Genomic DNA, 22829 nt, shown 5'->3' on the forward strand with positions numbered 1-22829 from the left:
TAAGAAAAAGATACATTCTAATAACATTGAGAATGTGTCCTATTTGCAAATCGGCACGCTGTCCTGGGGTATCTCGCCTTGCATGTGTCGGCATCGGCCACGAAAAAGCCTCCGGTGCCGGAGGCAGCGGAGGCTGGAGCGGAAGGCCGCGGTATCCGGGCCGCAGGGCCGGACGGCAGTGCTTACTTGGTGCCGAAGATACGGTCGCCGGCGTCACCCAGGCCGGGCAGGATGTAGCCGTGGTCGTTGAGCTGGCGGTCCACGGCGGCGGTGTAGATGTCCACGTCGGGGTGGGCGGCCTGCATGGTCTTGATGCCTTCCGGCGCGGCCAGCAGGCACATGAACTTGATGGACTTGGGGGCGCACTTGTCCTTGAGCTGCTGCACGGCGGCGGCGGCGGAGTTGCCGGTGGCCAGCATGGGGTCCACCACGATCACGTCGCGTTCGCCCATGTTGTCGGGCATCTTGAAGTAGTACTCGACGGGCTGCAGGGTTTCGGGGTCACGGTACAGGCCGATGTGGCCGATGCGGGCGCCGGGCACCACGTTCAGCATGCCGTCCAGGAAACCGTTGCCGGCGCGCAGGATGGAGACCAGGGCCAGCTTCTTGCCGTCGATGACCTTGCCGACCATCTTTTCCATCGGCGTTTCGATTTCCAGGTCCTGCAGCGGGAAGTCGCGGGTGATTTCGTAGGCCATCAGCGTGGACAGCTCGCCCAGCATGCGGCGGAAGCTGTTGGTCGACGCTTCCTTGCGGCGCATCAGGGTCAGTTTGTGTTGGACCAGCGGGTGGTCGATGAGGTGCACTTGGCTCATGGAATGGCTTCTTGTCTGTGTGTCGGTGAAATCGGGTGGGCGCGGTACACGTCGTACATGCTGTACATGCAATACCTGCGGTACGCGCCGTCGGCAGGCAGTGTACTGCGGCCTTGCAGGCGGGTGGCGGGCTCGGTTTTTCTGTCCACGGCCCGCACAAGGCTGCTGGCCGGGCTGTTTGCGCTGGCGCAAGGAGCGTGCCAGTGCCGCGGGTCGGTGGGGGCATGGCATGGCCGTGGTGTGGCCGCCGAAAAAAGAACAAGCTCCCGAAGGAGCTTGTGGTGTGTGCCCTGCCGGCAGCCCATGGGGAGCGGCGGATGGGCCGGGGCAGGGGGTCAGTCCGCCAGAAAGCGGGCGTAGCGCTTGAGGTCCACATTGCCGCCGCTGACGATCACGCCCACGCGCTTGCCGCCCAGGGAGATGCCGCCGTTGCAGGCGCCGGCAAAGGCCAGGGCGCCGGTGGGCTCGACCACGATCTTCATGCGTTCGGCAAAAAAGCGCATGGTCTGCATCAGCTGCAGGTCGGAGACGGTGACGATTTCTTCCACCCCCTGCTGGATGATGGGGAAGTTCAGCTTGCCCAGCGACGGGGCCTGCGCACCGTCGGCGATGGTGGTGGGGTAGGGGATCTCCACGATCTCGCCCTTGCGCAGCGACTGCTGGCCGTCGTTGGCGTTTTCCGGCTCCACGCCGATCACCTGGCAGTTCGGTGCCAGCGCCTGCGCGGCCAGCACGCTGCCGGCCAGCAGGCCGCCGCCGCCCAGGCAGACAAACAGGTAGTCCAGGTTGGGCACCTGCTCCAGCAGTTCCTTGGCCACGGTGCCCTGGCCGGCAATCACGTCGGCATGGTCGCTGGGGGGCACCAGGGTCATGCCGCGTTCCAGCGCCAGCTTGCGGCTGATGGCCTGGCGGTCTTCGGTGCGCGGGTTGTAGGTCACCACCTGGGCACCGTACTCGCGCGTGGCGGCCATCTTGCTGGCGGCAGCGTCTTCGGGCATCACAATCAGTGCCGGCATGTCCAGCAGGCGGGCCGACAGGGCGATGGCCTGGGCGTGGTTGCCCGCAGAGAAGGTGAGGACGCCGGCCTTGCGCTGCTCGGGCGTGAAGCGCGCCAGCGTGTTGAAGGCGCCGCGGAACTTGAAGGAGCCGGAGCGCTGCAGGTTCTCGCACTTGAAGAAGAACTGCGCCCGGTATTGGCGATCGGCCGTGCCGCAACGCAGCACGGGTGTGGTGTGGGCCACGTTTTTCAGACGCTCGGCAGCGTCTGCCACATCTTCAAACGTCGGCAGGGGCAAGGTGACCACGCTCATGTCGGCCTTTCAGGCTGTATCTGGATGTTGCAGTTACAGAGATGATAGCTGCGAAAGCGCATTCGCCAAGGGCTGGCGCGTACAGGGAAACCGCAGGTGTGCTCTGTAGCAGGGGAGTCGAGAATGGGAATGGCCTGTGGCGGCGCGAACGCGGCACAGGCCATTCGGGGGGCGTACGGGGGCGCTGCACCGCAGCAGCCCGGGGCTCAGCGGCTCTTGCCGCCGAAGATGCCGCCCAGCACGCCGCGCAGGATCTGGCGGCCCAGCTGGGTGCCCATGGTGCGGGCGGTGGACTTGACCACGGTCTGCACAATCCCGTCCTTCTTTCCGCCGCGCGGGCCGGTGGTGCCGAAGAGCAGGTCGTTGAGCTCGCCCATCATCCCGCTGTCCGCCGGGGCCGTGCCAGCGCCGGCAGTCCCTGCCGTACCGGCCACGCCGGGCTTGCCTGGGGCGGCGGGGGCGGAGTCGGCGCGGCTGCGCAGCACTTCATAGGCGGATTCGCGGTCCACGGCCTTTTCGTAGACGCCGGCCACCAGCGATTGCTGCATCAGCTGCTGGCGCTGGGCGGCGGTGATGGGGCCGATCTGGCTGCCCGGCGGCACCACGTAGACGCGCTGGGTGACGGAGGGGCGGCCTTTTTCGTCCAGGAAGCTGATCAGGGCTTCACCCACGGCCAGTTCGGTGATGGCGGCTTCGATGTCCAGGCCCGGGTTGGGGCGCATGGTGGTGGCCGTGGCCTTGACGGCCTTCTGGTCGCGCGGGGTGAAGGCGCGCAGCGCGTGCTGCACGCGGTTGCCCAGCTGGGCCAGCACGCTGTCGGGAATGTCCAGCGGGTTCTGGGTGACAAAGTACACGCCCACGCCCTTGGAACGCACCAGGCGCACCACCAGCTCGATGCGCTCCAGCAGCACCTTGGGCGCGTCGTTGAACAGCAGGTGGGCCTCGTCGAAGAAGAAGACCAGCTTGGGCTTGTCGGGGTCGCCGATTTCGGGCAGCTGCTCGAACAGCTCGGACAGCATCCACAGCAGGAAGGTGGAGTACAGGCGCGGCGAGTTCATCAGCTTGTCGGCCGCCAGGATGTTGACCACGCCATGGCCCCGGGCGTCGGTCTGCATCAGGTCTTCGATGTTGAGCATGGGCTCGCCGAAGAACTGGTCGCCGCCTTCGCTCTCGATCTGCAGCAGGCCGCGCTGGATGGCGCCCACGCTGGCGGCGCTGATGTTGCCGTACTCGGTGGTGAACTGCTTGGCGTTGTCGCCCACATGCTGGAGCATGGCGCGCAGGTCCTTGAGGTCCAGCAGCAGCATGCCGCTGTCGTCGGCGATCTTGAAGACGATGTTCAGCACGCCCATCTGCGTATCGTTCAGGTTCAGCATGCGGCCCAGCAGCAGCGGGCCCATGTCGGACACGGTGGCGCGCACCGGGTGGCCCTGCTGGCCGAACACGTCCCACAGGGTCGCGGCGCAGGCCGTGGGGGCGGGCAGGGCGATGCCGCGGTCCTTCAGCGAGGCGGCCAGCTTGTCGCCGATGCTGCCGGTCTGGCTGATGCCGCCCAGGTCGCCCTTGATGTCGGCCATGAACACCGGCACGCCGGCCTGGGCAAAGCTTTCGGCCATCTTCTGCAGGGTGACCGTCTTGCCCGTGCCCGTTGCGCCGGTGATCAGGCCGTGGCGGTTGGCCAGGCCGGGGAGGATGTCACAGTGGATATCACCATGCTGGGCAATCAGGAGGGGGGCTGCCATATCTGCCATATGCGGGTTTCCTCGTGGGGTGAGGCATCAAAAGTAAAATCGGATTCGATAGATTAAATCAAGACCAAAGGATTTCCTGTGGCAGGACATAGCAAATGGGCCAACATCCAGCACCGCAAGGGTCGCCAGGATGAGAAACGCGGCAAGATCTGGACGCGCATCATCCGCGAAATCATGGTGGCAGCCCGCCAGGGAGGGGGCGATCTGACGGCCAACCCGCGCCTGCGTCTGGCCGTGGACAAGGCCAAGGCCGCCAATATGCCGGCCGACAACATCAAGCGCAACATCGACAAGGCCACCGGCAATCTGGAAGGTGTGACCTACGAAGAAATCCGTTACGAAGGCTACGGCATTGGCGGCGCGGCCATCATCGTGGACACGATGACCGACAATCGGGTGCGTACTGTGGCGGATGTGCGTCACGCTTTCAGCAAATACGGCGGCAACATGGGCACCGAGGGATCGGTGGCCTTCCAATTCAAGCACTGCGGACAGATCATCTTTGCACCCGGCCTGGACGAGGACAAAGTGATGGAAGCGGCGCTGGAGGCCGGTGCCGAAGACGTGATCACCGACGAGGACGGCGCCATCGAGGTGCTGACCGCGCCGAGTGAATTTGAAGCCGTGCGCAACGCTTTGGAGGCTGCGGGATTCAAGCCCGAAGTGGCCGAAGTGACCATGCGCGCAGAAAACACCATTGAGCTGGCTGGCGAAGACGCCGAGCGCATGCAAAAGCTCCTGGACATGATCGAAGACCTGGATGACGTTCAAGACGTCTATCACAACGCAGAACTATGAAAATACTGGTGATTGGCGGCGGTGGCCGTGAGCACGCGCTGGCGTGGAAGTTGGCGCAGTCGCCCAAGGCGAGCAAGGTGTACGTGGCCCCCGGCAACGGCGGCACGGCGCTGAGCAACAAGTTCGAGAACGTACCCATCACCGATGTGGAACAACTGCGGACCTGGGCCATCGACAACAAGATTGCACTGACGGTGGTGGGCCCCGAGGCCCCGCTGGCCGCCGGTGTCGTGGATGAATTCCGCGCCCACGGCCTGAAGGTGTTCGGCCCCACCAAGGCGGCTGCCCAGCTGGAAAGCTCCAAGGCCTTCTCCAAGGCCTTCATGCGCCGCCATGGCATTCCCACGGCGGATTACGACACCTTCACCGACCCGGTGGCTGCCCACGCCTTTGTGGACCGCCTGGGTGCGCCCATCGTCATCAAGGCCGACGGCCTGGCGGCCGGCAAGGGTGTGGTGGTGGCCATGTCGCTGCAGGAAGCCCACGATGCGGTGGACTTCATGCTGGTGGACAACAAGTACGGCGTGCAGCACAACGACGGCGGCGCGCGCGTGGTGATCGAAGAGTTTCTGGCCGGCGAGGAAGCCTCGTTCATCGTGATGTGCGACGGCAAGAACGTGGTCGCCATGGCCACCAGCCAGGACCACAAGCGCCTGAAGGACGGCGACGAAGGCCCGAACACCGGGGGCATGGGCGCCTATTCGCCCGCCCCCGTGGTCACGGCCGATGTGCACGCCCGTGCCATGCGCGAAATCATCCTGCCCACCATCCGCGGCATGGAAAAGGACGGCGTGCCGTTCACCGGTTTCCTGTACGCCGGTCTGATGATCGACGGCAACGGCCACCCCAAGACGCTGGAGTTCAACACCCGCATGGGCGACCCCGAGACCCAGCCCATCCTGATGCGCCTCAAGAGCGATCTGGTGGAGGTCATGCTGGCGGCTGTGGACGGCAAGCTGGACCAGGTGGAACTGGAATGGGACCGCCGCACCGCCCTGGGCGTGGTGATGGCGGCCTATGGCTACCCCGAAGCACCGCGCAAGGGCGACGCCATCAGCGGCCTGCCCGCCGATGCGGACGATGCCATGGTCTTCCACGCCGGCACGGTGCTGGACGCCGACGGCCAGGTGCGCACCAGTGGCGGCCGCGTGCTGTGCGTGACGGTGCTGGCCGACAGCGTCAAGCAGGCCCAGCAGAAGGTCTATGACGTGGCCCGTGGCATCCATTTCGATGGTGCCCAGTACCGCCGCGACATTGGCTTCCGCGCCGTGAAGAACTGAAGGGCGGGTCCATGACGACTGCGAGCATGGCGGCCACGCCCGAGAACGTGCGTGCCTACCTGGAGGACCTGCAGTCCCGCATCACCACCGCCCTGGAAGGGGTGGAGGGAGAGGGCGGGGCCCGTTTTCTGGCCGATGCCTGGCGCAAGGGCCCGGAAGAACGCCTGCAGGGCGATGGTGTCACCCGGATCCTGGAAGGTGGCCGCGTGTTCGAGCGCGCGGGTTGCGGCTTTTCCCATGTGAAAGGCCCGCAGCTGCCGCCTTCGGCCACCCAGCACCGCCCGGAGCTGGCCGGGGCGCCGTTCGAGGCCATGGGCGTGTCGCTGGTGTTCCACCCGCGCAACCCCTATGTGCCGACGGTGCACATGAATGTGCGCATGATCGCGGCCGGCCATGCAGGCCAGCCCAAGACCTGCTGGTTTGGCGGCGGCATGGACCTGACGCCGGTCTACGGCTTTGAAGAGGACGCGGTGCACTTTCACCGCGCCTGCCATGCGGCGCTGCAGCCTTTTGGCGAGCAGCTCTACCCGCGCTTCAAGACCTGGTGCGACGAGTACTTCTACCTGAAGCACCGTGACGAGCAGCGCGGCATCGGCGGCATCTTCTTTGACGACTTTTCCGAGCTGGGCCAGGACCAGAGCTTTGCCATGCTGCGCGCGGTGGGCGATGCCTTTCTGGGTGCCTACCTGCCCATCGTGGAGCGCCGCCAGGGCATGGCCCATGGCGCGCAGCAGGTGGAGTTCCAGCGCTACCGCCGCGGCCGTTATGTGGAGTTCAACCTGGTCTGGGACCGGGGCACGCATTTCGGCCTGCAGTCGGGCGGACGCACCGAATCCATCCTGCTGTCCATGCCCTCGCATGCCAGCTGGAGCTACCAGCGCGAAGATGCACCGGGCACGCCCGAGCATGCGCTGGCGCATGAATTCTTGGTCCGTCGGGACTGGATTTGATCTGCCTGCAACGCTGTTATTGCCGGAAAACTATAATTTCGATAGCTGCCAGTCCGTGATGGACTGGTGAATACCTTCAAAAAACCTTTGAGTCCGGATGGTGGGCGTGGCAAGAACCACCCCATGGCATGTACGGCGCTGCCGCGCTATATTGACCGGAACGCAACCACATACTGCCTGATGAGCTCCACCACCCAATCGGAATCCGCTGCCAAGAAGGACGTGACCAAACTCCAGCGAGCCATCGTTGATGGCCTGGAAGACGTCAAGGCGCAAGACATTCAGGTCTTCAATACCGAGCACCTCTCGCCGCTGTTCGAGCGCGTGATCGTGGCCGCCGGTACCTCCAACCGCCAGACCAAGGCCCTGGCCTCCAGCGTGCGCGAATCGGTCAAGAAGGCCGGTTTCCCCGTGCCGCGCCAGGAAGGCGAAGACAACGGCGAGTGGATCATTGTGGATTGCGGCCAGGCCGTGGTGCACATCATGCAGCCGGCCATCCGCCAGTACTACCGTCTGGAAGAAATCTGGGGCGACAAGCCCGTGCGCCTGAAGCTGGGTGCGGCCAAGCCGGTCGCACGCTCGGAATCTGACGCACCGGCCAAGAAGGCCGTGGCCGCCAAGAAGCCCGGCAAGCCCAAGGCTGCCGCCGCTGCCGAGGCCAAGCCCGCAGCGAAGAAGCCTGCCGCCAAGAAGACCGTGGCTGCCAAGAAGCCGGCTGCCGGTGCTGCTGGCGCCAAGCCTGCGGCCAAGAAGCCCGCCGCCAAGAAGGCGGCTGCGCCCATCAAGACCGTGGTGGTCAAGCCCAGCACGCCGCGCACCGCCAAGACCACTGCCAAGCCTGCCGCCAAGCGCGCACCCCGCGCCAAGGCATGAAGCTGCTGATCGTGGCCGTAGGCCAGCATGTGCCCGACTGGGCGCAGACGGCCTACGACGATTACGCCAAGCGTTTTCCGCCGGAGCTGAAGGTCGAGCTCAAGGCCGTCAAGACCGAGCCCCGCGGCTCGAAGACGGTAGAGACGCTGTATGCGGCCGAGCGCAAGCGCATCGAGGCCGCGATTCCGCGCGGCACCCGCATCGTGGTACTGGACGAACGCGGCACCAACCTGACCACCAAGGCGCTGGCCCAGCGCCTGCAGCACTGGCAGCTGGAGGGCGACGATGTGGCCCTGGTGATCGGCGGCCCGGATGGGCTGGACCCGGCCTTCAAGCAGGGCGCCCACGAAAAGATCCGCCTGTCGGACCTGACCCTGCCGCATGCCATGGTGCGTGTGCTGCTGATCGAGCAGCTCTACCGCGCCTGGTCGGTCAATGCCGGCCACCCTTACCACCGCGAATAAGCCTGGCCATCGGCCCAGGCCGCGCCCCCTGCGATCCCAGCCCTGTTTCGGTGCGCCGAGCCAGGGCTTTTTGTTTTGCACCGCTGTGGTGCATTAACGCGGATGCGCGGGCCGGTAAATAGGCGTAAGCGCGATCTCGGGTTGGCGCCATGGAGCGCAAAGCGCTTGCTCCCGTACCCTCTAAGCATATGCAGACCATCGACTTGTCGCACATGGCCTGCTTGTTGCTTAATGCTTGTTACTGAATGATGCAAATCGCCGGCGGTCCTACAGGGCCCTGGTGCATGACACGCGAGGGAGAACCAATCCATGCAATGGCTCAACAAGCTTTCCATCCGTGCGCGCCTGTATATGGGCACGCTGTTTTCTCTGGTCATGCTGCTGCTGGTGGGCGGGCTGGGCTATGTGGCGCTGGAGACCACGCACCGCCAGGTGCAGGAGGTGTTCAGCAGCAAGGTGCAGGTGCTCAGCGACATGGAAGAGGTGCGCAACCGCCTGGGCGAGCTGCGCCTGATGGAGAAGAACATCATCATCAGCGCCAACAACACCACCCAGGTGCAGGATCTGCGGGGGCGCTGGAACATGGGCATGACGGCGCTGCGCGCACGCCTGGAAGAGCTGCAGAAGTCGCCGACCACGCCGTCGGACATGTCGCTGAACCTGGAGTCCGGCGTGACCTACCTGAACGACTACGCCAAGGCCATGGATGAGCTCTTCGGCAAGGTGGAGGATGCGCTGCTGGACAGCATGGCAGCCGCTGCCTACGCCGAGAGCCAGCGCAGCACCATCGAAGGAATGGATTCCGTGCTGACCACCACGGCCGAGAACGCCCGCACCGACATGGAGTTCACCCGCCGGGCGGTGGAAGACGCCGCCAAGCAGATGAGCTTCTGGCTGGGTGGCCTGCTGCTGCTGGCCGTGGCCGTGCTGCTGCCCACCACCTATTTCGGCGTGCGCAACATCACGCGGGCGCTGGCCGATGCCCAGGCGCTGGCCCAGCGCATTGCCGAGGGCGACCTGACGCAGGACGTGCAGGTGCGCCAGCGGGATGAGCTGGGCAAGCTGATGCTGTCCATGGACCGCATGCAGCAGTCGCTGCGGACCCTGGTGCAGCAGGTGCAGGAATCGTCCAGCCAGGTGTCGGTGGCCAGTGGCGAGATCGCCGGCGGCAACGTCAACCTGAGCGAGCGCACCGAGCAGACCGCCAGCCACCTGGAGCAGACCGCGCGGGCCATGGAAAACCTGGGCCTGGAGGTGCGCCACAGCGCCCAGGCCAGCGCCCATGCCCGCGACCAGGCCAACAGTGCCGCCAGCGTGGCGGCGCAGGGCGGCCAGGCCGTGGACAGCGTGGTGCAGACCATGGCGGAAATCACCGCCAGCGCCCGCCGCATTGGCGATATCACCGGCACCATCGATGCGATTGCCTTCCAGACCAATATCCTGGCGCTGAATGCCGCCGTGGAAGCGGCACGTGCCGGGGAGCAGGGCCGGGGCTTTGCCGTGGTGGCGGGCGAAGTGCGGGTGCTGGCCCAGCGCAGTGCCGAGGCGGCCAAGCAGATCAAGCAGCTGACCGGCGAATCGGTGCGCTGCGCCGACAGCGGCAGCGCCCAGGTGGAGCGTGCCGGCCAGACCATGCAGGCCATTGTCTCCAGCGTGGAGCGCGTGGCCACGACGATTGCCGAAGTCTCCCATGCCTGCGAGGTGCAGGACCGCCAGATCGGCGAGGTGTCCACCTCCGTGGCCGAGCTGGAGCAGATGACCCAGCAGAACGCGGCCCTGGTGGAGGAGTCTGCCGCCGCCTCGTCGGCCCTGCGCGAACAGGCGCTGGCGCTGGATGGCGCGGTACGCCGCTTTGCCATGCCCGGTGGCACCACGCTGTCCGCAGCGTCCGTGGATGCGGTGGCATGGGGTGGGGTGGCTGCGCCGCGCCAGGCACCGGTGATGGCACCGGTGGGCATGGCGGCGCTGGATGCAGCGCCAACCGGTGCCCCCGCGCGCGGCCATGCCCGCATCGCGGCACCGGCCGAAGTCTGACCGAGTGTTGCAGGGGCTGCGAGTGCAGTGGTTGTGACCAGCACCACCGCCGCGTTGCGCTGGTCAGCTGCGGGGTATCAGCCCGCGACCAGCTTGTGCACCAGGTCGGCGGCGGTGGAGGCGCCGTATTTGCGCATCAGCCGGGCACGGTAGATTTCCACCGTGCGGTGGCTGATGGCCAGGGCCTTGCCGATTTCCTTGGAGGTCAGTCCCTCCAGCAGGCGCGCTGCCACTTCGCGCTCGCGCCCGGTCAGCTCGGCTTTCACCGGGCGCTGGGCGGACAGGTCCTCAAAGCTCCAGATGCCGGAGGCGTGGGGGTCGTCCCGGTCCAGCGCGCGGCCGCTGACATGGCACCAGAAGGTTTCGCCGCTGGCGCGCTTCATGATGCGGTTGTCGGAGTAGTGGCCCTTGGCGTTCAGGATGGGGGCCATGCGGGCACCCAGGCGCTCGTATTCGTCGGCGCTGGGATAGAGAATCTGGAACGATTGCCCGATCATCAGTTCGCGCGAGATGGCAAACATCTCGCAGACCTGGTGGTTGCAGTCCACCATGGTGCGGTTGCGTGAGATCACCAGCCCGACAGGGGCCATCTCGAACGCCAGCTTGTAATCCATCTCCATGGTGCAACTCTTTACGAAAAACTACTTAATTACGTACGTAGTATCGTAATGCATCGCACAACAAGGAGACATGCATGAAAAAGCTCTACCCTTCCGCGGCCGCTGCGCTGCAGGGTGTGGTGGCCGATGGGCAACTGCTCGCCGTGGGGGGCTTTGGCCTTTGCGGCATTCCCGAAGCGCTGATTGACGCGCTGCGGGACAGCGGTGTCAAAGGGCTGACCATTGCGTCCAACAACGCCGGCGTGGACGGTTTTGGCCTGGGCAAGCTGCTGGAAACCCGCCAGATCAAGAAGATGATCGCCAGCTATGTGGGCGAGAACAAGGAGTTCGAGCGCCAGTACCTGGCCGGCGAGCTGGAGCTGGAGTTCACCCCCCAGGGGACGCTGGCCGAGAAGATGCGCGCCGGCGGTGCCGGCATTCCGGCCTTCTTCACCAAGACCGGTGTGGGCACGCAAGTGGCCGAAGGCAAGGAGCTGCGCGAGTTCGACGGCGATACCTATGTGATGGAACGTGCCATCGTGGCCGATGTGTCGCTGGTCAAGGCCTGGCGCGCGGACAAGAGCGGCAATCTGCAGTTCCGCCTGACGGCCCGCAACTTCAACCCGGCTGCGGCCACCTGCGGCAAGGTCTGCATTGTGGAAGTGGAAGAACTGGTGGAAGTGGGCGACATTGCCCCGGACGACATCCACCTGCCCGGCATCTATGTGAACCGGATCGTGCACAACGCCCATCCGGAAAAACGCATCGAAAAGCGCACCGTGCGCGAGGCCTGAGCCGTGGTGGATCTGTCGCACTCGCCCGATGCGCCTGATGCACCCGATGCGGTGGCCGCGGCCAGCGTGCCGGTGTTCCGCGCCCTGGCGGCGCACGAGCAGGCGCAGCTGGACCGCGAACGCCTGCTGGTGTGCCAGGTCGCCGCCAGTGAGCTGGGGCTGAACGACTGGAGCATGGACCGTTCGGGCCTGGTGCAGCTGCAGGCGCTGCTGGACCGGGGCCTGGTGCAGCCGGACCACCTGCTGCTGGCCCGCGGACTGGGCGTGGTGCTGGGCGATGCGCTGACCTGCGAAATGGACGACATGGACTGGCACATGGTGAGCGACGACTGGGGCACCGACCCGGTGGTCCGCTACCGTGAATCCAGCATCCAGGTCGGGGCGCGCGACATGGTCCTCAAACGGCTTCAAGACGGCCGTGAGGTCGATCTGGTGCAACTGCTCGATGGTATGGCTTCCCACCTGCAGCCCATGATCGACTCCGGCGACTACCAATAACGTCAATCACGATTTATTCAGGAGGCTCTTATGCCTTGGACCCAAGACCAGATGGCTGCACGTGCGGCCCAAGAACTCGAAGACGGTTTCTACGTCAACCTCGGTATCGGCATCCCCACCCTGGTGGCCAACCACACGGGCGACAAGGAGGTGTGGCTGCAGTCGGAGAACGGCATGCTGGGCATCGGCCCGTTTCCCACGGAAGACCAGGTCGACGCCGACCTGATCAACGCCGGCAAGCAGACCGTGACCACGATTCCCGGTTCCGCCATCTTTGGCTCGGACCAGTCCTTTGCCATGATCCGTGGCGGCAAGATCAATCTGTCCATCCTGGGGGCCATGCAGGTCTCCGAGCAGGGCGATCTGGCCAACTGGATGATTCCCGGCAAGATGGTCAAGGGTATGGGCGGCGCCATGGACTTGGTGGCCGGCGTCAAGCGCGTGATCGTGCTGATGGAACATGTGGCCAAGAAAAAGGACGGCACCACCGACCTGAAGATCCTGCCCCGCTGCAGCCTGCCGCTGACCGGCGTGGGGGTGGTGGACCGCATCATCACCGACCTGGGCGTGATGGATGTGACGCCACAGGGTCTGAAGCTGGTGGAGCTGGCGCCGGGCGTGACGCTGGAGGAGATCCAGTCCAAGACCGGGGTGACGCTGCTGTCGTGATACGGCGCGCAAGCCGCCCGTAATGCTGTGAAAGCCTGCCGTGTGCAGGCTTTCGTATGATGGGCGTACAGAACTGTACTGGTCCGCATGAGCCTCCCATCGCATCCCTTTCCCCAACTGGAGGCCGACAGCCTCCAGGGAACCGCGCATTTCCTGCGTGCCATCCAGGCCCTGGGCCAGCAGCAGAACCTGGTGCTGCGCGATGCCATCTACACCGCCAACGGGGTGCGCCTGGCCGACAAGGGCATGCGCATCGACGCGGTGCTGTATGACAAGCTGGTGAACGAGCGCCTGCGCCTTCCTATCGACGATCTGCTGGAGATCCGCGACCGGGTGGATGTGCCCACGCTGGAGGCCGAGGCGATGACGCTGTGCGAATCCGCCGCGCTGCCCCGGCTGCTGATGCAGGCCCTGGGCCCGCGCCAGCAGTGGCGCCTGCTGGCGCCGCTGGCCGACATGGCCTGGCCGGCGCAGGCCTGCTTCAAGCTGACGGTGATGCGCAGCCAGCGCCCGCAGCTGTACGAGCACAGCCTGTGCATGATGCTGGTGGCGGTGTTCCTGGGCGTGCGCGAGAAGCTGGACGACACCCAGCTGGCGCAGCTGGCCGCCGCTGCCTTGCTGCACGACGTGGGCATGCTGTTCATGGAGCCCAGCTGGGCCGATCCGCAGCACAAGTTGACCCCCGAGGAGCGGCGCCAGCTGGCCGTGCATTCCATCACCGCCATGCTGGTGGTGCGTTCCACCGCCGCCTATCCGGCGGCCGTGGAACTGGCGGTGCTGGAGCACCACGAGCGCATGGACGGCAGCGGCTACCCGCGCAACGTCACCGGCGAGCAGATTTCACCGCTGGGCCGCATCCTGATGGTGGCCGAGGTGGTGGCCGCCTTCTTTGAAAAATATGCCGGCGACCGGCCGGCCATGCGCCTGTCGCTGATGTTGCGCCTGAACCGCGAGCGCTTTGATACCCGCCTCATCGAGCATGTGCACCTGCTGCTGCAGCCGGCGCTGGAGCGAGAGCCACGCATGGCGGCCGAAGGCGAGATGCAGCCCATGGCGGCCGAAGTGCGCCACAGCCTGGTGATGCTGACCATGCTGATCGACCACTGGAAGCGCCGCAGCGCCCAGCTGCCCGAGAAGTGGCAGCTGCTGCCCAGCGGGCGGGCGGGGCTGTTTCTGGACGTGCGTGTGGCCGCCCTGGAGGCCGCGCTGGCCGAGGCGGGATCGCTGCCCAAGCAGCAGATGGCCGTGCTGCACCTGATGAAGCGGGACGCCACCATGCTGAGCGAGCAGGCCGTCATCAACCGCGAGGCGCTGTGGCAGCTGGAGACCTTCATCCACACCTGTCTGCGGCGCTGGCCCAAGGTGGCGCAGCGGGGCGATGCGGTGGCCCAGGCGGTGATGGACTGGATCAACCAGGCCCAGTCCGTGCTGGCCGGCAAGCGCCCGGGCGGGCGGCCGGCGTTCTTCGGCTGAAAGTCGGCTGCACAGGCCGGTGCCAGGCCGGCGTGCAGCACGGGAAGGGGGCCGGGGCGTACGGGCGTGCGGCGCAGCAGGGCACCGCACACCGCTGTGCCGCCAGCGTGCAGCAGGTGTGCAGTCGGCGCTGTGCCTCAGCAGCCTTCGTTGACGATGGCCAGCAGCGCGTCGCTGTCGCGCACCACCAGGCCCGAAGGTTCCACGCGGATGCAGTCTTCGCGTTCCATGCGCTTGAGTTCCTGGTTCACGCGCTGGCGCGAGGCGCCCAGCAGTTGGGCCAGCTCTTCCTGCACCAGTTGCAGGCCGATGCGGATTTCCTGCGGATCGTCGTGGGTGCGCAGGCCGTAGCTGCGCGACAGGTGCATCAGCTGCTTGGCCAGGCGTGCGCGCAGGGGCAGGGTGTTGAGGTCTTCCACCAGGCCGTAGATCTGGCGGATGCGCTGGGCCTGCAGGCGCAGCAGGGCGTCGTAGAACTCGATGTGGTTGGACAGGATGGTGCGAAAGCTCTCCTTGCTCACGCACACCAGCGTGGTGTCGCCGTGGGCGTGGGCGTCGCGGGTGCGGGGTTCGTCCAGGAAGGTGGACATGGCTCCGAACCAGGCACCGGGCTCCAGGTAGGTGAGGGTGGTCTGGCGCCCCGCCAGGCTGGTGGAGCTCATGCGCACCGCGCCCTTGGCGCAGGCAAACCAGTCGTGCGGGGCATCGCCGCGCGCGTAGATCTGCGCGCCGTCCTTGAAGCGCTTGACGGTGGCCAGGCGCAGGATGTCATGGCGCAGCGATGGGGAGAGGGTGGTAAACCACCGGCCGGCGTTGATGGCCTCGCGCTCGGTGACGCTCAGGATAGGTTCGTTATGGCTGGGTTGCATGGCAGCTTGTCTCGCTTTTTGGCGGTCATTGTAGGCCGCCGGGCATTTGTCCGGACAGCTGCAGCATACGCAATTGCCGCAGTGGTTTGGCGTACTTTCGCTTGGAAGATGGCTTTGCTGTAGTATTTGTTGCTATGGTTTTTGATGGCTTCGGATTTCAGCGCGGCCGCCCTGCAGATCGAAGAAATGCGCGGATATTTCAGCAGTTTGGGGAAAATAAAAGCAGTGAAATGACGATGTGACGACATTTGCTGGCCGGATTGTCACTTTTTATACTCGTGGTGACAAAGCCGGGACCTACACTGCCCAGCGTGCTGCTTGGCACCCATCGGTGGGGCTGCGCGCATCCGGGGCCCTGGCCTGGGGTGCGGCGGCCTGGCGGTGGTGCTGCACCCACCTCTCCCCCCTCTACGATTGTTTTGACGCGCGGCCCGGCCGCGCAAGGCATTTCCCATGACCGTCTCCCGCACTCTTTTCCGCTCGCTGGCAGTGGCCGGCAGCCTGTTGCTCACCCAGGCCGCCATGGCCCAGGACGAAACCACGCTGCAGCGCGTGGAGCGCACCAAGGTGCTGCGCATCGGCGTGATCTCGGGCGCCACGCCGTACTTCCACAAGGATCTGGTGCGCAATGAATGGCAGGGCTTCGGTCCCGACTTCGCCGAAGGTCTGGCGACCAAGCTGGGCGCCAAGGTGGAACGCGTGGAAACCACCTGGGGCAATGCCGTGATGGACCTGCAGGCCAACAAGATCGACGTGATGTTCGGCATGGGCCCCACACCGGCGCGCCGCGAGATGATCGACTTCTCCGATGTGCTGTTCAACAACACGCTGACCGTGGTCTGCAAGAAGGGCTATCCGGAAGTCAAGACCTGGGAGCAGCTGAACGATCCCAAGGTGAAGATCGTGGTGGATGTGGGATCCAACCAGGACCAGTTCGCCACCAAGACCTTGCCCAAGGCCAGCATCTCCCGCCTGGAAAGCTCGGGCGCGGCCACCATGGCCATCCAGACCGGCCGTGCCGACTGCCAGGTGCTGATGGTGCTGCTGGCCCAGCCGCTGCTGGCCAAGCGCCCCGACATGGGCAAGATGTTCGTGCCCGAGCCGGTCAGCACTTCCACCGTGCACATCGGTCTGCGCAAGAGCGCCAACAAGGACCTGGAAAACAAGGTGAATGCCTGGATCAAGGAAACCCGTGCCGCGGGCGATGTGCAGAAGGTGATCGTGCACAACATGGAGAAGCTGGCTGGCGTGAAGCCCGAGAGCTTCCCCAAGCAGGTGAAGTTCTAAGCGGGCAGGGCTGAGGGTAGGTCAATGTACGAATGGGACTTTGCCTCGCTGTGGCAGTACCGCAGCCTGCTGATTGCCGGCATCGGCTATACGCTGCTGTTCACCGCGATCTGTGTGGCGGCGGGCCTGGCCATCGGTGTGCTCGCCGGGCTGGGGCGGCTGTCGCGCCATGTGTGGATCAGCGCGCCGCTGCGCGCCTATGTGGAAGTGTTCCGCTGCACGCCGGTGCTGGTGCAGCTGGTGTGGTTCTACTACGCGCTGCCGGTGCTGACCGGCATCGAGATGTCGGCCACCATGGCGGCGGCGCTGTGCCTGTCGCTGTATGGCGGCGCCTTCTATGCGGAAATTATCCGTGGGGGCGTGATTGCCACCGACATCGGCCAGACCGAGGCCGGCCAGGCCATCGGCATGACGCGCGGCCAGGTGATGCGCCGCGTGGTGCTGCCCCAGGCCTTCAAGCGCATGGTGCCGCCGCTGGTGAGCCAGTCCATCATGCAGCTGAAGAACACTTCGCTGCTGTCGGTGCTGGCGGTGCCCGATCTGCTGTACCAGGGCCAGGTGATTGCGCACGACACCTACCGTCCGCTGGAGGTCTACACCCTGATCGCCGTGGCGTATTTCGTGATCCTGCTGCCGGCCACGCTGTGGGCCAAGCGCCTGGAACAACAACATTCCAAGGGGGGCTGAGCCATGTCCACTTCCGATATTGCCATCAGCATCCGGGGGCTGCGCAAGTCCTTCGGCACGCTGAATGTGCTCAAGAACATCTCGCTGGATGTGCCGCGCGGCAGCGTGGTGGCGCTGATCGGGCCTTCGGGTTCGGGCAAGTCCACCTTGCTGCGCTGCATCAACCTGCTGACCGTGCCCGATGGCGGCGAGATCCGCGTGGGCGGGCAGGCGCTGGAGTTCACCGGCGGCGCCGACTGCCTGCCGGGTGACAAGGTGCTGGCGGGCTTTCGCGCCCGCACCGGCATGGTGTTCCAGCACTTCAATCTGTTCCCGCACATGACGGTGCTGCAGAACGTGATGGAAGGCCCGGTCACGGTGCTCAAGAAGCCCAAGGCCGAAGCCGAAGCCACGGCCCGCAAGCTGCTGGCCAAGGTGGGCCTGTCCGAGCGCTGCGACATGCTGCCCGAGAAGATGTCCGGCGGCCAGAAGCAGCGCGTGGCGATTGCCCGTGCGCTGGCCATGGAGCCCAGCGTGATGCTGTTCGACGAGGCGACTTCCGCGCTGGACCCCGAGCTGGTGGCCGAGGTGCTGGGCGTGATCCAGTCGCTGGCCAAAGAGGGCATGACCATGGTGCTGGTGACGCACGAAATTGCCTTTGCCCGCGAAGTGGCGGACCAGGTGGTCTTCATGCGCGACGGCGTGGTGGTGGAGTCCGGCGCGCCGGCGCAGGTCATCGACCACCCGCAGCAGGAAGCCACCCGCGCCTTCCTGGGCAAGATGGTGGGCAGCCACGCCGCCCCACATTGCAGCGCCTGTGGTGCTACGCTCTGAGCCTATGGACTACCGACTCGACGAAACCGACCGCCAGCTGCTGCGCCTGCTGCAGACCAATGCGCGTGCTTCGACCGCCCATCTGGCACGCCAGATGGACCTGGCCCGCACCACGGTGGTGGCGCGCATCGCGCGGCTGGAACAGGAAGGCATCATCGCCGGCTACGGCGTGCGCCTGGGGCCGCGCATGGAGCAGGCTTCGGTGCGTGCCTACTGCGGCATCCGGGTGCAGCCCAAGACCGCGACTTCGGTGATGCAGGCGCTCAACCGCCTGACCGAGGTGGAAGAGGTCTCCGCCGTCAGCGGACAGTACGACTACATGGTGTTCCTGCGCTGCGAAAGCAACGAGAAGCTGGACGCACTGCTGGACCGCATCGGCATGATTGACGGTATCCAGCAGACCTATACCTCGGTGGTGCTGAACCGCAAGATCGACCGGCGCACCACGTCGCCGCTGCAGGCGCCGGTGGTGATGGAGTGAGGCGCGGCGCCGGGGCCCTTTGCAGGCCCCAGGCCGCCACCGCATGAAAAAAGCACCTCCCTGGAGGTGCTTTTTGTTTGGGCGCCTTCGTTCAGTTCGCGTCCGTCTGCACGGCGTAGATTTCGCGCGGGGTGCCGGTGCTGGGCAGCTCGCCCCGGATGGCGCCCCAGCGGCTGAGGGTGCAGCGCAGGCCGTCGCGCTGTTCGCACTGCTGCTGGGCCTGGGTGATGGCCTGTTCCTGGCTGGTCAGGCCGTGGCGCAGGTACAGGCCGACCATGTCTTCGCCCTGGTGCACCGTGAACAGGGCGTACAGACCCGGAGCCTCCACGGTGGCGGCGATTTCACAGGCCGGCTCGCCGCAGCCTGTCAGCGCTTCGCGTTCGGCTTCGGTACGGCTGTGGTAGCTGATGCTGCTGGCCAGCATTTCCGAATTCGTGGCCACGGCCACAGCGGCGGTGTAGCGGATGGCGCAGCGGGTGTGCGCCTGCGCGCAGACGGCCAGGGCGGCGGCTTCGGCTTCGGCTTCGGCCTGGGTGGCGCCGGTGCCCCAGCCGCCTACCTGTTTGGGTGCGTACAGGGCCACCGCCGTGTAATCCGCCCAGGCGGCAGCGCTGCCCATGCCCAGTGCCATGCCCAACAGGCAGTGGCCCATCCACTTCACGTTGTTTCTCCTTATGCGTAAAAGCACAGCGGAAAAACAAGGCAGCAAGCCTGTTGCATCAGTCTGGGGTGGTGGCATGGCTTGCGGCGGTGCGGGCTGCATCTGGATGGCTGCCTGCAGAGACGGCCTTGGCTGGGGCGTTCTCGGCTGCCGAGCGGAGAGGGCGTTCCAAAGAAGAACAACGCCGCAGCGTGTGACAAAAATAAGGGTATCTACTATGTGTTGGCACGACTGTTCTGCAAAAAAATCACGTCTGTCCTATCAATATCAATTGATTGTTCAACAATAGAATGGACATCATCCTCTGATGCAGAGGGCGAAGCCTTTCGAAAGAGCTGGGCGGGATTCCGATAGGACTCCCGCCTTTGGCGTAGTACCTATGGCCCACCGCGCAGCGGGTATGGGCGTGATTCCCCGGAGGCTTGATGCCTGTAGATCTCAACCTGTGGCCGCTGATTGGCGTGCTCATCATCATTGCGGGCTTTGCGCTGCGCTTTAACCCCATGCTGGTGGTCATCGTGACCGCCATAGGCACCGCCTTTGCCGCGGGCTTCCCGCTGGACAAGGTACTGGCCGCCATTGGGGCTGGCTTCATCAAGACGCGCAATCTGCCGCTGATCATCCTGCTGCCACTGGCCGTGATCGGTCTGCTGGAGCGCCATGGCCTTCGCCAGCATGCGCAGAACTGGATCAGCTCCATCAAGTCGGCGACCGCCGGCCGCCTGCTGATCGTCTATCTGGCTGCGCGCCAGCTGACCGCTGCCATCGGCTTGACCAGCCTGGGCGGTCATCCCCAGATGGTGCGCCCGCTGCTGGCGCCCATGGCCGAAGGCGCGACGGAAAACCGCTACGGCAAGCTGTCTGGCAAGGTGCGCGAGAAACTGCGGGCCATGTCGGCGGCCACGGACAACGTGGGCCTGTTCTTTGGTGAAGACATTTTCGTGGCCTTCGGTGCGATCGTGCTGATGACGACGTTCCTGAAGGAGGCCGGTATCGAGGTTGAGCCGATCCACGTTGCGCTGTGGGGCATTCCCACCGCCACGGCTGCATTTGCGATCCATGCCTTCCGCCTGCACCGCCTGGACAAGCAACTGGCGCGTGACATTGCTGCAGAGAAGAAAGTTGCCCAGGGAGAGTCGGCATGACCATCACCATCCAATACCTGTACTACCTTGTCGGCCTGGTGCTGGCGGTGACGGCCATGATGACGCTGCGCGACAGCAGCAACCCGCGCCGTTTCTCGGCGGGCCTGTTCTGGGCGCTGTATGCGCTGGTGTTCCTCATCGGTGATCTGCTGCCGCCCGCCTGGGTGGGGGCGGTCGCGGTCGTCATGGCGCTGATCGCAGGCTTCGGTGGCGTGATGGGCGGCAAGCACCAGCCGCGCACCGATGCGCAATACCTGGCAAGTGCCAAGCGCCTGGGCAACAAGCTGTTCGTGCCGGCGCTGGCCATCCCGCTGATCACCATGGTGGGTACCCTGTCGGCCAAGCACCTGGTCTTCGGCGGTGTGCCCTTGATCGATCCCAAGAACAGCACCTTGGTCAGCCTGGGCATTGGCTGCGTGATTGCGCTGGTGCTGGCCTGCAAGATGACACGCGAGACGCCCGCGCAGGGCCTGCGCGAGTCGCACCGCCTGATTGACGCACTGGGCTGGGCCCTGGTGTTGCCGCAGATGCTGGGCATGCTGGGCTTGGTGTTCTCGGATGCCGGCGTGGGCAAGGCGGTGGCGTATGTGACCACCACCTACATCAACATGGATGTGCGTTTTGTGGCCGTGGCCGTGTATGTGATCGGCATGGCGCTGTTCACCGTGATCATGGGCAATGGCTTTGCGGCCTTTCCGGTGATGACGGGCGGTGTGGGCGTGCCCGTGCTGGTGGGCGTCTACCACGGCGACCCGGCCGTGATGGCGGCGGTGGGCATGTTGTCGGGCTACTGCGGCACCTTGCTGACGCCCATGGCGGCCAACTTCAACCTGGTGCCCGCAGCACTGCTGGAAATTGACAAGAATGCCGTGATACGCGCGCAGGTTCCCACGGCCATCACGCTGCTGATCGTGAATGTGTTCCTGCTCAATTTCCTGATGTTCCGATAAGAAGAGAGAGTTGCCATGACTGCCCCTGCCAAGCGAATCCTGCTGACCGGCTTTGAGCCTTTCGATAAAGACAGCGTCAACCCTTCGTGGGAGGTGGCGCGCGCGCTGGACGGCGAGCAGATTGCGGATGGGGTGGTGCATGCCGTGCAGCTGCCCTGCGTGTTTGGCGCAGCCATGGCGACGCTGGATGAGGCATTGGCCGGCCTGCAGCCCTCGCTGATCATCAGCCTGGGCCTGGCCGGTGGACGCTGCGACATCACGCCGGAGCGCGTGGCCATCAATATCGACGATGCCCGCATTCCGGACAATGCGGGCAAACAGCCCGTGGACCAGTCGGTGGTGTCCGGTGCGCCCGCGGCGTATTTCTCGACCCTGCCGATCAAGGCCATGGTGCGGCAGCTGCGCGATGCGGGAATTCCGGCTTCGGTATCGAACACGGCAGGCACTTTTGTCTGCAACCACGTGTTCTATGCCCTGATGCACAGGCTGTCGCGCCGCGCGGCCCCCGGCGTGCGCGGCGGCTTTATTCACATCCCCGCGCTGCCGCAGCAGGCCGCACGCCAGCCCGGCATGCCCAGCATGGCGCTGGACCTTCAGGTGCAAGGCATTCGTGCCGCCATCCATACAGCGATGACGGTGGAGCAGGACTTGCAGGAGAACGCAGGTCAGCTGCATTGAGAAAAAGCCCCTGGGCCGCTGCGCCGCTAAGCCGCTGCGCAGTTTCCTGATGGGGCGGCGATGCCTTCGCCGCGAGGCGGCTTTTGCCCGGTAGCGCAGGCCTGGCGTGCGCGATGGGATGCGGCAAGGTCAGGGCGCCAAGACCGGCCCTTGATGGGCTCAGGTACAAGGACAGAAACGATGAAAATGGATTTGAACAGCGATTTGGGCGAGAGCTTTGGCGCCTGGAGCATGGGCGACGATGCGGCCATGCTGGACATCGTCAGCAGTGCCAACGTGGCGTGTGGCTTTCATGCCGGCGATGCTGCGGGGATACTCTCCACCCTCAAGGCCGCCAAGGCGCGCAATGTGGTCGTGGGCGCACATGTGGCCTATCGCGATCTGGCGGGCTTTGGCCGCCGCAATATGGATGTGGCCAGCGCCGATCTGGTGGCCGATGTGATTTATCAGATCGGCGCACTGCAAGGCCTGGCCCAGGCGGCGGGCACCACGGTGCGGTATGTCAAGCCGCACGGCGCGCTCTACAACACCATTGCCCAGGATCGACGCCAGGCCATGGACGTGATCCATGCGATCAAAGCCATCGACCCCAAGCTGGTGTTGATGGCGCTGGCCGGTGCCCCGCTGATTGGCTGGGCCCGCGATGCGGGTTTGCGCGTGGTGGCGGAAGCCTTTGCCGACCGTGGCTACACGCCTGAGGGTGCGCTGGTCTCGCGCCGCGAGCCCGGTGCCGTGCTGCATGACGAAAACCTGATTGCCCAGCGCATGCTGACCCTGGTGCGCGATGGTGTCATCGAGGCCGTGGACGGGAGCCTGGTGCGTGTGGAGGCTGACTCCATCTGCGTGCATGGCGACAGCCCCGGTGCGGTGGCCATTGCGCGCAACATCCGCCAGCGGTTTGAGCAGGAAGGCGTGCAGATTGCTTCGTTTGTGGGCGCTGCGGAATGAGT

At 65.3% G+C, this 22829-nt stretch carries 24 protein-coding genes; 18 read left to right on the forward strand and 6 right to left on the reverse strand.

Going from position 1 to position 22829, the window contains the following annotated elements:
- Positions 1-182: 182 nt before the first annotated feature.
- From upp to KW830_RS03280, 3 genes are all read right to left on the reverse strand, one after another.
- Positions 183-815, reverse strand: a complete 633-nt coding sequence (upp, locus tag KW830_RS03270) for a uracil phosphoribosyltransferase (protein WP_066532548.1) — start codon at positions 813-815, stop codon at positions 183-185.
- Positions 816-1150: 335 nt separating this feature from the next.
- Positions 1151-2125: a threo-3-hydroxy-L-aspartate ammonia-lyase gene (locus KW830_RS03275; protein WP_066532545.1), complete on the reverse strand. Its 975-nt coding sequence runs from the start codon at positions 2123-2125 to the stop codon at positions 1151-1153.
- A gap of 206 nt (positions 2126-2331) precedes the next feature.
- Positions 2332-3867 (reverse strand): helicase HerA-like C-terminal domain-containing protein, encoded by a 1536-nt coding sequence (locus KW830_RS03280; protein WP_218332106.1) that lies wholly within the window; start codon positions 3865-3867, stop codon positions 2332-2334.
- 87 nt (positions 3868-3954) lie between these two features.
- On the opposite strand from KW830_RS03280, the gene KW830_RS03285 reads away from it, so the two are divergent.
- The 6 genes from KW830_RS03285 (at position 3955) to KW830_RS03310 (ending at position 10275) form a co-directional block, all read left to right on the forward strand.
- A complete protein-coding gene (locus KW830_RS03285) occupies positions 3955-4674 on the forward strand; it encodes a YebC/PmpR family DNA-binding transcriptional regulator (protein WP_192334000.1) in 720 nt (239 codons plus the stop codon).
- Positions 4671-5954, forward strand: coding sequence for a phosphoribosylamine--glycine ligase (gene purD, locus KW830_RS03290; RefSeq protein ID WP_066532540.1), 1284 nt, complete (start codon positions 4671-4673; stop codon positions 5952-5954). The genes KW830_RS03285 and purD overlap by 4 nt, the downstream gene beginning before the upstream one ends.
- A gap of 11 nt (positions 5955-5965) precedes the next feature.
- Complete coding sequence (gene hemF, locus KW830_RS03295; RefSeq protein WP_218332108.1) at positions 5966-6904, forward strand: oxygen-dependent coproporphyrinogen oxidase; 939 nt, start codon at positions 5966-5968, stop codon at positions 6902-6904.
- Between the two features lie 180 nt (positions 6905-7084).
- Complete coding sequence (rsfS, locus tag KW830_RS03300; protein WP_066532535.1) at positions 7085-7777, forward strand: ribosome silencing factor; 693 nt, start codon at positions 7085-7087, stop codon at positions 7775-7777.
- Entirely contained in the window at positions 7774-8241 is a 468-nt protein-coding gene (rlmH, locus tag KW830_RS03305) for a 23S rRNA (pseudouridine(1915)-N(3))-methyltransferase RlmH (RefSeq protein ID WP_066532532.1), read from the forward strand. Before rsfS ends, rlmH begins: the two co-directional genes overlap by 4 nt.
- A 309-nt stretch (positions 8242-8550) precedes the next feature.
- Entirely contained in the window at positions 8551-10275 is a 1725-nt protein-coding gene (locus KW830_RS03310; protein ID WP_218332109.1) for a methyl-accepting chemotaxis protein, read from the forward strand.
- A 77-nt stretch (positions 10276-10352) separates the two neighbouring features.
- Here KW830_RS03310 and KW830_RS03315 read toward each other — a convergent pair whose 3' ends face one another.
- Positions 10353-10895, reverse strand: coding sequence for a PAS and helix-turn-helix domain-containing protein (locus KW830_RS03315; protein WP_066532531.1), 543 nt, complete (start codon positions 10893-10895; stop codon positions 10353-10355).
- 74 nt (positions 10896-10969) lie between these two features.
- Here KW830_RS03315 and KW830_RS03320 point away from each other — a divergent pair, with 74 nt between their 5' ends.
- The 4 genes from KW830_RS03320 (at position 10970) to KW830_RS03335 (ending at position 14308) form a co-directional block, all read left to right on the forward strand.
- Entirely contained in the window at positions 10970-11668 is a 699-nt protein-coding gene (locus KW830_RS03320) for a CoA transferase subunit A (RefSeq protein WP_066532529.1), read from the forward strand.
- Between the two features lie 6 nt (positions 11669-11674).
- On the forward strand, positions 11675-12166 hold the full coding sequence (locus KW830_RS03325) for a DUF3806 domain-containing protein (RefSeq protein WP_370626080.1): 492 nt from the start codon (positions 11675-11677) through the stop codon (positions 12164-12166).
- A 30-nt stretch (positions 12167-12196) separates the two neighbouring features.
- Positions 12197-12835: a 3-oxoacid CoA-transferase subunit B gene (locus tag KW830_RS03330; protein ID WP_066532518.1), complete on the forward strand. Its 639-nt coding sequence runs from the start codon at positions 12197-12199 to the stop codon at positions 12833-12835.
- Between the two features lie 87 nt (positions 12836-12922).
- Positions 12923-14308 (forward strand): HD-GYP domain-containing protein, encoded by a 1386-nt coding sequence (locus KW830_RS03335; protein WP_218332110.1) that lies wholly within the window; start codon positions 12923-12925, stop codon positions 14306-14308.
- A 137-nt stretch (positions 14309-14445) separates the two neighbouring features.
- On the opposite strand, the gene KW830_RS03340 is transcribed toward KW830_RS03335, so the two are convergent.
- A complete protein-coding gene (locus tag KW830_RS03340) occupies positions 14446-15177 on the reverse strand; it encodes a Crp/Fnr family transcriptional regulator (protein ID WP_172591799.1) in 732 nt (243 codons plus the stop codon).
- A 453-nt stretch (positions 15178-15630) separates the two neighbouring features.
- On the opposite strand from KW830_RS03340, the gene KW830_RS03345 reads away from it, so the two are divergent.
- Genes KW830_RS03345 through KW830_RS03360 form a run of 4 tightly spaced genes read left to right on the forward strand, consistent with a single transcriptional unit; the run spans position 15631 to position 18445 of the window.
- Positions 15631-16464, forward strand: a complete 834-nt coding sequence (locus KW830_RS03345) for a transporter substrate-binding domain-containing protein (RefSeq protein WP_066532512.1) — start codon at positions 15631-15633, stop codon at positions 16462-16464.
- A gap of 24 nt (positions 16465-16488) precedes the next feature.
- Positions 16489-17151 (forward strand): amino acid ABC transporter permease, encoded by a 663-nt coding sequence (locus KW830_RS03350; protein ID WP_192334008.1) that lies wholly within the window; start codon positions 16489-16491, stop codon positions 17149-17151.
- 3 nt (positions 17152-17154) lie between these two features.
- A complete protein-coding gene (locus tag KW830_RS03355; RefSeq protein WP_192334010.1) occupies positions 17155-17964 on the forward strand; it encodes an amino acid ABC transporter ATP-binding protein in 810 nt (269 codons plus the stop codon).
- A 4-nt stretch (positions 17965-17968) separates the two neighbouring features.
- A complete protein-coding gene (locus KW830_RS03360) occupies positions 17969-18445 on the forward strand; it encodes an Lrp/AsnC family transcriptional regulator (RefSeq protein ID WP_066532503.1) in 477 nt (158 codons plus the stop codon).
- Positions 18446-18536: 91 nt separating this feature from the next.
- On the opposite strand, the gene KW830_RS03365 is transcribed toward KW830_RS03360, so the two are convergent.
- Positions 18537-19097: a DUF4189 domain-containing protein gene (locus KW830_RS03365; RefSeq protein ID WP_255578160.1), complete on the reverse strand. Its 561-nt coding sequence runs from the start codon at positions 19095-19097 to the stop codon at positions 18537-18539.
- A 434-nt stretch (positions 19098-19531) separates the two neighbouring features.
- On the opposite strand from KW830_RS03365, the gene KW830_RS03370 reads away from it, so the two are divergent.
- The 4 genes from KW830_RS03370 (at position 19532) to KW830_RS03385 (ending at position 22827) form a co-directional block, all read left to right on the forward strand.
- Positions 19532-20251, forward strand: coding sequence for a DUF969 domain-containing protein (locus tag KW830_RS03370; protein WP_066532497.1), 720 nt, complete (start codon positions 19532-19534; stop codon positions 20249-20251).
- The gene (locus tag KW830_RS03375) at positions 20248-21201 is read left to right on the forward strand and encodes a DUF979 domain-containing protein (protein ID WP_192334014.1); all 954 of its coding nucleotides are present in this window, start codon (positions 20248-20250) and stop codon (positions 21199-21201) included. The genes KW830_RS03370 and KW830_RS03375 overlap by 4 nt, the downstream gene beginning before the upstream one ends.
- A gap of 15 nt (positions 21202-21216) precedes the next feature.
- The gene (pcp, locus tag KW830_RS03380; protein ID WP_218332112.1) at positions 21217-21879 is read left to right on the forward strand and encodes a pyroglutamyl-peptidase I; all 663 of its coding nucleotides are present in this window, start codon (positions 21217-21219) and stop codon (positions 21877-21879) included.
- Positions 21880-22059: 180 nt separating this feature from the next.
- Entirely contained in the window at positions 22060-22827 is a 768-nt protein-coding gene (locus tag KW830_RS03385; RefSeq protein ID WP_218332113.1) for a LamB/YcsF family protein, read from the forward strand.
- Positions 22828-22829: the final 2 nt, after the last annotated feature.

The sequence above is a fragment of the Comamonas sp. CMM03 genome, assembly GCF_019218715.1.
GTDB classification, from domain to species: Bacteria; Pseudomonadota; Gammaproteobacteria; order Burkholderiales; family Burkholderiaceae_C; genus Comamonas; species Comamonas terrigena.